The sequence below is a fragment of the Humisphaera borealis genome (assembly GCF_015169395.1).
Lineage (GTDB): Bacteria > Planctomycetota > Phycisphaerae > Tepidisphaerales > Tepidisphaeraceae > Humisphaera > Humisphaera borealis.
In genome coordinates this window covers 1,798,456-1,810,670 of record NZ_CP063458.1, presented here as the reverse complement: position 1 = coordinate 1,810,670, position 12,215 = coordinate 1,798,456, and the positions used below count along the sequence as shown (strand labels likewise).

Annotated in this window: 6 protein-coding genes; 1 reads left to right on the top strand and 5 read right to left on the bottom strand. The window is 63.1% G+C overall.

The window, feature by feature from the left end; all coding sequences use genetic code 11:
* Window positions 1–132 precede the first annotated feature (132 nt).
* The 4 genes from IPV69_RS06745 to IPV69_RS06730 form a co-directional block, all read right to left on the bottom strand.
* The gene (locus IPV69_RS06745) at window positions 133–1,737 is read right to left on the bottom strand and encodes a DUF4435 domain-containing protein (RefSeq protein WP_206294159.1); all 1,605 of its coding nucleotides are present in this window, start codon (window positions 1,735–1,737) and stop codon (window positions 133–135) included.
* Window positions 1,738–1,861: 124 nt separating this feature from the next.
* A complete protein-coding gene (locus tag IPV69_RS06740; protein WP_206294158.1) occupies window positions 1,862–6,649 on the bottom strand; it encodes a TSCPD domain-containing protein in 4,788 nt (1,595 codons plus the stop codon).
* Window positions 6,650–7,228: 579 nt separating this feature from the next.
* Window positions 7,229–7,801 (bottom strand): dCTP deaminase, encoded by a 573-nt coding sequence (dcd, locus tag IPV69_RS06735; protein WP_206294157.1) that lies wholly within the window; start codon window positions 7,799–7,801, stop codon window positions 7,229–7,231.
* A 504-nt stretch (window positions 7,802–8,305) separates the two neighbouring features.
* Window positions 8,306–10,042, bottom strand: coding sequence for a SpoIIE family protein phosphatase (locus IPV69_RS06730; RefSeq protein ID WP_206294156.1), 1,737 nt, complete (start codon window positions 10,040–10,042; stop codon window positions 8,306–8,308).
* A gap of 172 nt (window positions 10,043–10,214) precedes the next feature.
* Here IPV69_RS06730 and IPV69_RS06725 point away from each other — a divergent pair, with 172 nt between their 5' ends.
* Complete coding sequence (locus IPV69_RS06725; RefSeq protein ID WP_206294155.1) at window positions 10,215–11,318, top strand: NHL repeat-containing protein; 1,104 nt, start codon at window positions 10,215–10,217, stop codon at window positions 11,316–11,318.
* 213 nt (window positions 11,319–11,531) lie between these two features.
* Here the strand turns inward: IPV69_RS06725 and IPV69_RS06720 are convergent, their stop codons facing one another.
* Window positions 11,532–11,957, bottom strand: coding sequence for a PilZ domain-containing protein (locus IPV69_RS06720; protein WP_206294154.1), 426 nt, complete (start codon window positions 11,955–11,957; stop codon window positions 11,532–11,534).
* Between the last annotated feature and the right edge of the window lie 258 nt (window positions 11,958–12,215).

The window sequence follows — 12,215 nt, the reverse complement described above, 5'->3', positions numbered from 1 at the left end:
GCGTTCGGACGCCGACGGCGAACCCACACAACCGGTTGTCGATCGCGATGCGGTGGGGTGAACCCCACCCTACAAACAACGAGTGATGCCCCCTTTTCCGGTCCTTTTCTTTGTCGAGGAGTCGATCCGTGGTCAGCCATCGGATACGCCATCCGCCGAAGCGAAGCTCGGCAAATACTTTCGTAGTGCAGCCGCCATCTTTCCCCCTCTCGGATCCTTGAGAAGTCGGATTACCAACTCGGGGTAACCGCCGTCCCTCAAGTCGAAGACTGCGGAGATGCGCGATGCGAGACTCTTCCGATTGTAAAGTTTGAGGGCTTGAGGGAAATCCGCGGTATCAACGACTTTACGGAAGAGTTTCTGATTTTCCGCGTATATCTCATCGACATCAATTGCAGAAGTGAACGCCGCCATTAGATTCTGCAATTCCGTCTTCGACCTCGCTTTTACACCAAATCCCGCCAAACGGAATGTCAATTCCTTCTGCGTGCGGTTGATGGCTTGCTGCTCGATTTCACGTTCTAGCTGTCCAAGTACAAATTCATGTACTCGCTGGACTGTCGCGGCAACGTCTAACCTCAGGTGCGCCGCGACCAATTCTAGGACTTCATCCACGCAGAGGAGATTCTCAATCTCGGAAACTTCGGCCGCATAGACGCCATGTTTCGTCAAGCAACTCAGTTCCTTGTTTGTGCGATAGTCTCTATCGATGAGGCCAAACGGTTTAAGGTTGTGGTGACCTGACGATTCTCGAAGGCCCTTTGTTGTTTCGATCACCTTCTCGCAACCACCACGCGGGATGATGAGGTACTCTGGAAAGACAAGCGAGAGCAGCGTCAGGTCGATACTGTCAGCGTCGCCCTCCACAAAGACCGTGGTTCGGCGGCTGCCAAGAACTTCAAGAAGAACAGATTCTGGAAGTGGCGATGCATTCGGAACAAGATCCCACTTCCACGCGGTACCATCAAACGATCTGGCGATTATCTTCGTAGCCATCTTCCGCGAGGTCGCGAAATCTAAGTCATGCGTGATGTAGACGAGAAGGCAATCAGGGCGCGCGCCCTCAATCTCATCCCAAAGTCGAGCTTGTATTGCGTGGTGAAGGTGGATTTCAGGTTCATCGATGATCACAATCGCGTTGTCGGGTGCTATGAGCACCTCCCCGATCAGATAGAAGGCGACACGCTCGCCGTCGCTCAGGTCGCTAGCCGCGTACTCAGACCCGTGCGGCGCGCGGGCCTTCAGCTTGTCATCCAACACCAGCAATTCGCGGTGTGACATTACTGATTGCCAGATCCGAACAACTGTTTCCAGCTTTGACTCTTCAGGTTCGATGAAGGACCTTTCAACACGCGTTCTCTGAACATATAGGTGGTTGCGACGGTGATTATAAGCAAAAAGTAGTGATAAGAGAGGATTGTAGTCATCGAGCAGGTGGCTCATCGCCTTGTCTGAATTTCCACCCCAACGGAAGCTTCGGTCATTACTCACGGCGTAGACTGAGAGAGCACCACCCCCGTAAAAGAGATTCTTTTGAGCTGAATCGAAAGGCACAGGCGTAACTTCATCTTTGAAGGCCAATGAACGCTGGGCGCTCACTCGATGCGTCGGGCATTCATTATTATGCTCAATCCAATAGCCGAGACGACTCTTTCCAGCGCCATTTGCGCCGACAATGACGACGGATTGAACATTGTTGAGCCTCTCGGTTCCGATCGTACCATCGCGACTAGGCAACGTTATATCTACCATCTTTTATGACCCCTTTGCCTAAAGATCCTGTCTGCGTGTCTTTGTAAAACGACGTCGGCCGGGCGCGATTTGCGCCCGGCCGATGGCTAACAGATTGTTCACCGGAAGTTTACGAGCATCCCATCGAGTTCCCACAATTCAGACACTTGTAGCAAGTCCCGCTTCTCACCGTGATGCTCCCGCAGACATCGCAGGCCGGGGCGTCGGCTTGCATGTTGCTGCCCTGGGCGCTTAGCGGGTCGGCGACGACGGCCAGTCGGAGGTTCACGCCGGTGCTGGGCTCGGGGGCGGGGGTGGGCTTTTCTTCGCCGTAGGCGAACGGGCGGGCGGTGTCGGGTTCCAGGCGGCTGTGGTGGCCGTTGGATTTCTTCGCGGGGGCGGGCACACCGCCGTGTGCCCCTACGTCGGGCGTCTCGGACGTGAGCGCCGCGGGTGCGGGCTCGGCGATCGAGATCACCGGCGTCACGACCGGGGCGGGCGTGGTGCCGGCGACGGGCGTGCGCTCGGGACGCCGGGGGGCGTTCTGGGCGCGGTAGCCGGGGACGAACTCCATCGCCAGCCAGCGGAAGATGTAATCCACCAGGCTCTTGGCGAACGGGATCTCCTGGTTGCGGGTCATGCCGCTGGGCTCGAACCGCACGTGCTCGAACTTGCGGACCAGGCTTTCCACCGGCACGCCGTACTGCAGGCTCACGCTCACCAGAGTGGCGATGGTGTCCATCAGGCCGCCGATCGTGCTGCCTTCCTTGGCCATGGTGATGAAGACTTCGCCGGGCTGGCCGTCTTCGTACAGACCGCAGGTGATGTAACCTTCGTGGCCGGCGACGTCGAACTTGTGCGTGAGCGCGTTGCGCGTATCCGGCAGGCGGCGACGCAGGGGACGCTCGACGATGCGTTCGACGATCTTCTCGATGACGCGGGTGTGCTCGATCGCGGCGGAGATGTTGTCGGCACGGATCGACGATTGAGGACTGAGGATGGAGGATGGATCGGCCGACGCGACCTTGGCGGCGTGGGCGACGTCTTTTGCCACCTCGTCCTTCGCAGCCTGCACGTTCTCTTCGCTCTCTTCGTCGTCGATCTGCTCGTCGCTCTTGTTGTTGAGCGGCTGGGAGAGCTTGCTGCCGTCGCGGTAGAGGGCGTTGGCCTTGAGGCCCAGTTCCCAGCTCAGCTTGTACGCCTGCTTGATCTCGTCGATCGTCGCTTCGTTGGGCAGGTTGATGGTCTTGCTGATCGCGCCGCTGATGAACGGCTGGGCGGCGGCCATCATGCGGATGTGGCCTTCGGCGGGGATGAACCGCTCGCCGGTCTTGCCGCACTTGTTGGCGCAATCGAACACCGGCAGGTGCTCGGCTCGCAGGTGGGGTGCGCCTTCGACGGTGCCGCGGCCGCAGATGACGTCGTTGGCCTCGTTGATCTGCCGCTTGCTGAAGCCGAGCTTCCGCAGGAGGTTGAAGTTGGGCTTCTGCCATTCGGCTTCGGACACGCCGAGCCGCTTCATGACGTCGGCGCCGAGCGTCCACGGGCTGAACGCGAAGCTGAGTTCGAACGTGGCGGGGAGGGCCGATTCGATCTTGGCCAGCTCGTCGCGGGTGAAGCCGAGCGACAGCAGGGCGTCGGCGTTGATGTGCGGCGAATCTTCCAGGTTGAGCGTGCCCATGACGTACTGGATGATCGCGTGCACCTGCTCGGCCGAGTAGCCGAGGTTCTTGAGGGCCGGCTGGAGCGACTGGTTGGCGATCTTGAAGTACCCGCCGCCGGCGAGCTTCTTGAACTTGACCAGTGCAAAGTCGGGCTCGACGCCGGTGGTATCGCAGTCCATCAGCAGGCCGATGGTGCCGGTGGGTGCGATGACGGTGGTCTGGGCGTTGCGGTAGCCGTGCTGTTCGCCCTGGGCGAGGGCGCGGTCCCAGCATTCGCGGGCGACCTTGAGCAGGGTGGACGACGCGAGGGGGTCGGTCTCGGCGAACTGGTTGGAATCGATGCCGACCGGCTGGATCTGCAGGTTCTCGTACCCGCCGGCGGTCGCCCGACCCTGGCTGTCGCTGTTGACGTTGTACGCGGCCCGGCGGTGGTTGCGGATGACCCGCAGCATGGGCTCCTTGTTCTCGGCGTAGCCGGGGAACGGGCCGTGCTCTTTGGCCATCTCGGCGCTGGTGGCGTAGCTCTCGCCGGTGAGGATGCTGGTCAGGGCGGCACAGATCCCGCGGCCCTTGCTGCTGTCGTAGCCGATGCCGGCCTGCATGAGCATGGCGCCCAGGTTGGCGTAGCCCAGGCCGAGCGTGCGGAACTTGTAGCTGCGGGTGGCGATTTCTTCGCTGGGGAAGCTGGCCATCAGCACGCTGATCTCGAGGACGACCGTCCAGAGGCGGATGCCGTGGCGGTAGGCGTCGATGTCGAAGCTCTTGCTCTCGGCGTCGAAGAAGGTGAGCACGTTAAGGCTCGCCAGGTTGCACGCCGTGTCATCCAGGAACATGTATTCCGAGCAGTTGTGCACGGTGATGCCGTTGGCGACGAACGAGCTGGTGACGGGCTCGGTGAGGTCGAACACCTGCTGGCGGCCGAGCGGCGAGACGGTCGCGACGCGGTCCCAGTTGCCGGCGTTGGCACCGTACTGGCTGCCGACATCGCCGCCGCGGCTGAGCGCGAAGGGCATCGCTTCGGCGAGCTGCTGGAGCTTGCGGCCGGGCAGAAGGCCGACGTATTTCCCGAAATTGCGGAGACTGCCCGCATCGATACGCAGGCCGTGGCGCTGTGGGGCGGAGGCGCCGTTGCCGGCCTTCCCGCTCCCGATGGCTGCGTCGCCCGATGAAGGGCCGGTGAGATCCCGCGATGCGGGCAGAACTCCGCGATTATCCAATGCTGAATGGGAGGCGATCGCGCTCTGCACGCCGAAGCCCAGCAGCAGCATCTGCACGTCTTCCAGGAACTCGCGGCTGGCGCTGGTCAGTTCGACGGTGTTGTTGACGATTTCGCCGTCGGCGGTGAACAGGGCGCGGAGCAGGTGCTTCTGCGCGGCCAGGCCGGCGGTGAAGGCTTCGTCGCTCAGGCGGCGGGCCGGGGTGTCGGTGCGGACGAACGACTGCAACCGGCCGACGAGGCGGCGGTTGGTCAGCGTCGCCGTGGCGGTACCGCCGCCGGCGGCGAGATCGGCCGATGAATCCACGCCGTTCTCGGCGACGTCGCCGACGAAGATGCGGTCGGAGGCGTCGAGCTTTTCGCCCCACGTCTCGGCGACGTACTGGGCGAAGCTGTCACGCAGCGCGACATCGGGCACGGCGGCGTCGAGGTGAAGGCGGGTGAGGTCGCCGTTGGCCTCGGACATGAAGAACCCGAGCATCTGGAAGAACCGGGCGTCCTGCGGCTCGCCGATCTCTTGGACGGCGGCGGGCTTGTTCGGCAGCTTGACCTCGTCCTGCGGCGTCAGGTCGCGGGCCGCGACCCAGCCGCGACGGCGGGTGTAGATCTTGTGGTCGGCCGTCAGCTTCACCTTGTAGCCACCGGCGGTCGCCAGTTCGAAGACGTCCTTCGTGCCGGTGGGGAATGCGCCTTCGGTGACGTGGATTTCCTGGCCGTCGAGGTTGGTGACGACGCGGGCGGGCAGGTGGATCATCTGGTCGATGCGACGCCAGATGCCGCCGGGCGTCAGCACGCGGGTGTCGCCGGTGACGCAGGGGTTGGACGCGTTAATGCGGCCGGAGTTCGGGCAGGTGTGCCACTGGTTGATGGTCGTGTCGTACTGCACGCCGGGGTCGGCGCAGCGCCACGCGGCGTAGGAGATCTGTTCCCACAGATCGCGGGCCTTGATGGTCTTGTGCAGCTTGGCGTCGGTGCGGCGGTAGAGCTTCCAGTCGCCGTCGGCTTCGAGGGCTTCGAAGAAGCTGTTGGGGATGCGGACCGAGTTGTTCGAGTTCTGACCGCTGACGGTCATGTAGGCTTCGCCGTTGAAGTCGTAGTCGAGCTTCAGGCCGAGCTTCTTGGCAGTCGCCTGCTGTTCGGGCGAGAGGTGCTTGATGCCCTCGGCGAGCGCGGCGACCTTCAGTTCTTCGCGTACCTTCCAGTTGACGAAGTCTTCGACGTCGGGGTGATCGAGGTCGAGGCAGACCATCTTGGCGGCACGGCGGGTGGTGCCGCCGGACTTGATCGCGCCGGCGGCGCGGTCGCCGATCTTGAGGAACGACATCAGGCCGGACGACTTGCCGCCGCCGGAGAGGCGTTCATTTTCGCCGCGCACCTTGGAGAAGTTGGAGCCGGTGCCCGAGCCGTACTTGAACAGGCGGGCTTCGCGGGTCCAGAGGTCCATGATGCCGCCTTCATTGACCAGGTCGTCGGCGACGGACTGGATGAAGCAGGCGTGGGGCTGCGGGTGGGTGTAGGCGTCGGCGCCGCGGGTGAGTTCGCCGCTCTTGGGGTCGCAATAGAAGTGGCCCTGGGCGGGGCCGGTGATGTTGTAGGCGTAGTTCAGGCCGGTGTTGAACCACTGCGGGCTGTTGGGGGCGCACATCTGGTTGAGCAGCATGTACGACAGCTCGTCGTAGAACGCCTGGGCGTCTTCGGTGCTGTCGAAGTAGCCGTGGGTCTCGCCCCACATGCGCCAGCAGCCGGCCAGACGGTGGATGACCTGCTTGGCGGATTTCTCCGGTCCGAAAATCAGGTTTCCGGCTTCGTCACGCTTCTGCTGTCCGTTCTCGTCGAGCTGCGGCACGCCCGCCTTGCGAAAGTACTTGCTCACCATGATGTCGGTGGCGAGCTGGCTCCACTGCGAAGGGATCTCGGCGTCGTTCATTTCGAAAACGACCTTGCCGTCGGGGTTGGCGATGCGGCTGGTGCGTTTGTCGTAATTGACGGTGGAGAAAACGTCCTGGCCGGCCTTGGTGAATCGACGAGTGATCTTCATGCTGCTGTCCTTTCGCAATTCCGGTGCCGCCTGAGCGTGGGGCGACGCCGGGGAGTCCTTTTGGGTTAATCGAGGCAGCCTTGCCTCGATGCCGTCCTTGGCGTGAAGGTCTTCCGTGTTGGTTCCAAAGTGGTGGGGCAGACATTCTTGTCTGCCGCGTTTCCGCGATGTCGGCATTCCTGCCGACGTGAGCGGAAACGCATCGTGCGTCGCCAAGCTTCGGCCGGGCAGGAATGCCCGGCACTCGCCTTGACTAGGCAGGCAAGAATGCCTGCCCCACCATTGTTCATGTCAACATCATCGCGCTGTTGCGATACCTAACTTTAACAGAACAGGTATCGCAAGGCACGTACAATTTCTGTTCACGACAGGCAGTGCCTTCGTGAGTGGGGTGCGAGGGTCTTCGGTCGCACCAGCCGCTATTCGATTTTTCCGTCAGGGAGACCGGGGTCGGATGTCGCGTCAGTCTTCGAAGTGACGATCCGGAAGTTCAAGGCGATCGCGGCTCGGCACCCTGATGTGGCCGCGATTTGGTTGTTTCGGTCCCCTCGCCCCTGTACTCAGGGGAGAGGGAGTAACTCAATCCACCTTCGGCAGCGTCAGTCCCGCCTGGTCCTGGTACTTGCCGCCCTTGTCGGCGTAGCTGCGGGCACAGACGCGCTCGGCCTGCAGGAAGATCATCTGCGCGATGCCTTCGTTGGCGTAGATCTTCGCCGGCAGGGGAGTCGTGTTGCTGATTTCGATCGTCACCTTGCCGCGCCACTCGGGCTCGAGCGGGGTGACGTTCACGATGATGCCGCAGCGGGCGTACGTGCTCTTGCCGACGCAGATCGCCAGGCAGTCCCGGGGGACGGCAATCTCTTCGACCGTTTCGCACAGCGCGAAGCTGTTCGGCGGGATGATCACGTGGTCGCTGCCGGTGTCGGCGGTGTCGACGGTGACGAAGAGGTCTTCGGTAAACCGCTTGGGGTCGACGATCGCCTGCCCGCCGGTGGGGGAGACGTTGGTGAAGATCTTGAAGAGCGTGCCGACGCGGACGTCGTACCCGTAGCTGCTGACGCCGAAGCTGATCTTGCCCGGCCGCTTGACGTTGTCTTCGAAGGGTTCGATGCCGATCAGTTCGCGGATTTGCGTGTCACAGAGTACAGACATGGCCACCTCTTCTTCGCGCTGCTGCGCCTTGCTATTCGGACCGATCGGGGACCTTTCGGCCGGCTCTATTCGCGGCCAAATGACCGCCGCAGGAGCGACGGAAATGGCTTGGAAGAACCTTGACCCCGCATTGACCGATCCTCAACGATCCGTCCAGTGCTTTGACATCCTACATACCACCCCTTGTGTCTGGCAAGTGCATCGACAACAAAATGTGGGATGGTGCAGGAAAAATGTCTGGTGCCCGTTTCGACGTGCTCCGGATGCAGCGTAACCCTTTGTCGTCGCAGAACCGCCGCGATTTGTTGACCGCTTCAAGTTATCCACCGCCCGTCACCAAAGGGTGGCGCGGGCGCGACACCGGACACTACTGGTAGGGGCGGTAAGGGATGGTGCCACGGGTCGCCGGTACTCCGGAGACCCGTGCTGGACGGCGGACGGCGGACGGCGCACAAGCACGGGTCTGCCGAGTACGGCCGACCCGCGGCACCGACGGGCGTCTGGTCACTTGCGCCGGGCCAGGAGGTACGTGCGGTCGTCGTCCTGGAGACGGCCACCGGAAACGGTGTCCATCCAAGTGATGACGCGGTTGCAGGCTTCGGTGACGGTGTGGCCGCGGCAGGCGGCGTAGATGTGGCAGAATTGAGTACGGACGCCGTCGATGCCGAGCATCTCGCCGGTCGTCGTGCGGGCTTCGCTCAGGCCGTCGGTGTACATCGCGAGCATTTCACCGGGGTTGAGCTGGTCTTCGTGCAACTGCACCGCGTCGGGATCGACACCCAGGGGCAGATTGCTGCCGGTGGGCAGATCGCGGGCCGAGCCGTCAGGGCCGAAGATAAACACCGGCGGATGACCGCAGTTGGCGTACTGAATCGCGCCGGTCGCGGGATTGACGATCGCGCACGCCATCGTCGCGAAACGACCGTCGCGAAGATAGCGGACCAGATGGCGGTTCAGGCGGTTCATCACGCGCTCGAGGCTGTCGCCGTCGTCGAGCATTGCGCGAACCAGCGTGTGCAGGCTGCTGGCGACCAGCGCCGCGGCGAGCCCCTTACCGCAAACGTCGGCGACAGCAAGGAAGATACGGCCGTCACCGAGCAGCATCGCGTCGGTGTAGTCGCCGGCGACCCAGCGGCAGGGCTGGAACCCGACCGCCACTTCCAACCCCGGCACGCTCAGGCCGCGGGGCAGGAACTGGATCTGAATCTGGCGGGCCTGTTCCAGGTCGCGTTCGACGGCGGCGTGGCTGAGCGCGTCCCGTCGCGCCGCCCAGGCCGATTCCGACAGGCGAAACTGTTCCGTCGCAAGGGCAGCAATCGCGAGCCATTCGCCGGTTGCGCACTCGGGAGGGAAGACGATATAGAGCAGATCCATCGCGCCATCGGGCGGGGCGTCGGAACCGCCGGGCTGCCGCAGGGGGCAGGCGATCGCACACAGCGGCCGGGTCGATGAGATCATCGACATCTCGACCATATCGCCGTGGACGGGCATGCCGTTGGCGCTGCCGGCCATCGCGGGGGCGCGGCGCTCCATGACCGATTTGAGCAGGCTGCGCGACACCGGCACCCGGTTGCCGCCGTGTCCGCTCAGGGTTTGGGCCGGCACCAGCGCCACCGGGCTTTCCAGCCGGCCGGGGTGCACCCGAAGGGCCATCGAGCAGGTGCCCTTGTATTCGGGCCGGAGCATCAGCTGCAGGAGCTGGGTCAGACGGGCGTCCGATTCATCGGTCTCCATCATCAGCCGGCCGGTCTCCAGCAGCATCGACAGGTGCTCGGCGGCGATCTTCGGCGAGCCCAGGTCTCGGGCGGTGCTGATGTCGATCGCGGCGTCATGATCGGAGACCGGCACGAACGTGGTGTGATCCGATTTCTCGCGCGTGCCGTCTTCGTCCGGCGTTTCCGGCAGCTTGAACCGCAGTGCGAAATCACCGACCTGGTACTGATCGCCGGTGCGGATGGCCCGCTCGTTGACCCTGCGTCCGCTGAAAACCACGCCGTTGCGGCTGCCGAGGTCGCGAATCCACCATCGGCCGAAGGGGTCGCAAAGAACCTCGGCGTGCTGTCGCGAGACGGTGCCACGGTCGAGGTGAATCTGCGCATCGGCTGCCCGGCCGATGATGGCATGCGACAGCACCTTGTGTCGCGCGATGGCTCGGACGCCGTCGTGGACCTCAACCAGCAGTTCGCCGGTACGGGCGGCGGGGCGTTCGAGCAGACCTTGTTGAGCGGAAACGGGTGGCATACGGCTCGCGGAATGACATCCAATGGTTATCCCCCAGGTAGGTTATCAGGATCGAGCGAAGTCGCACAGGGACGACGGTCGAGCCGCCCCTCGTCGGACCGGAGGAGCGGACCCTACGCCGGCTTGCGCAGCCCCTTTGACGAACGTCACTTCGCTCGCGACATTACTCGCCATGACCGCAACACCCCGCGCATTGATCTGCCTCACGACGCTGTTCCTGATGGTCGGCTGCTCCAAGGAAGCTGACGCCGCACCGGGTCGACCCGTCTCGACCTACGCCGGCACCGGCCAAAAGGGTTATAGCGGCGACGGCGGCCCTGCGACGGCGGCTCAGCTAAATAACGTGTTCGGTCTTGTCCGTGGGCCCGACGGCGCGATGTACGTCTGCGATACCGACAACCACGTGGTCCGGAGAATCGACAAGGACGGCAAGGCGTCCACAGTCGCCGGCGTCGGCGGCAAAAAGGGGTACAGCGGCGACGGCGGACCTGCCATCAAGGCCGAGCTCAACGAACCCTACGAGGTCCGCTTCGATACCGCCGGCGATCTGTACATCGTCGAAAGGCTCAACCACACCGTCCGCAAAGTAGACATGAAGTCCGGCAACATCAGCACCGTCGCCGGCACCGGCAAGGCCGGGTACAGCGGCGACGGCGAGGCCGCCACCAAGGCGACCTTCAGCCAGCCGCACAGCATTCAGCTCGACAAGGCCGGTAATCTGTATATCTGCGACATCCTGAATCATCGGGTGCGCATGGTCGATGCCAAAACCGGAATCGTCACGACTTTCGCCGGCACCGGGAAAAAGGAACCCACGGTCGATGGCGGAAAGATCTCGGAAGTGTCGCTGCGCGGCCCGCGGGCGATCGATTTCGACGCCGACGGCAACCTGTGGCTCGCGCTGCGCGAAGGGAATCAGCTCTTCAAGCTCGACATGAAATCCGGCACGATTCATCACGTCGCCGGCACCGGCAAGAGCGGCTTCACCGGCAACGGCGGACCGGCCAAGGCGGCAACGCTCGCGGGTCCCAAGGGCGTCAGCATCGGTCCCGACGGCAAAGTTTATCTCGCCGACACCGAGAGCCATTCGATTCGTGTCGTGGACCCCAAGTCGGGCGTGATCGACGTCGTCTGCGGTACCGGACTGAAAGGCGATGGTCCTGACGGCGACGGCCTGAAGTGCAAGCTCGCTCGCCCCCACGGGGTTTTCGTTGACGCCGACGGTGCGGTCTACATCGGCGATTCTGAGAACCACCGGGTCCGGGTGGTCAAATAAGCCTGGCCGGCTGAGGTGCGGGAGGGTGTCATGGGCTGCGGTACTCCGCTGCACGTGGCGGGACTACACCAGACGAGGCCGGCCACGGGCAGGCGAGTACGCCAGCCCATGGCACCCGATCCCAAATCTTGGCTATGACAGCGCCCTCGGTACACACATTGACCCCGCTGTCCCGAATCCTTTGAACGACACCTCCGCACTTACCGCCCAGGCTTAAGCGGCGGTCTTGGGCGCCTTGCGTTGTCCGAGCATCTTCAGCGGTCCTTGCACATAGGTAGGATTCGCGCAGACGACGCGATCGAAGCATGCGCCGACCACGTGGCTGCCGCCGCCGATGGCGTTGGTGTAGGTCACCTTGTATTGGATGGACAGATCGTCCCTCGCCGGCGTCTGCAGCTTGAGCAGGAAGAAGCTGCCCTGCGGCAACGCGCGGTTGACAACAAAGCCGATCCCGCTGGAAGAGATATCCCTGACCCAGATTTCCATGGGAGGGATACCACGGTCGTCCACAACCATGGGGACGATCTTCGCCTTGGCACGAAGCCCGACGCGCGGCTCGGTGCGCTTGGCCCGGCTGCTGAACTCGTCAGACCTCAGATTCTCCGCGACCAGCTGAAGCAACTTCAGGGTCAATTGCATTTTCCTAAGCACTCCTACAGGTCCGCTAACCTTCGAAAGCCCGTCGACGCCGCATCACGTTCGTGATCCTCGGCGTCGAAGTCGGGTTTCGAACCCGTCAGCACCTGCGTGTGCCTCAATCTCCAATTCAATCTCGGTCGGGGTGCTGTCGGGTTTTCCCCGGCAGGCGAAAAAGGGGCGGCGGCATTCGGGTTTGCCCCTTTTTGTGGCCATGTGGGTTTTCCCTTGGGCCTCCGTTGCCGAACGAAGAGGTGCACC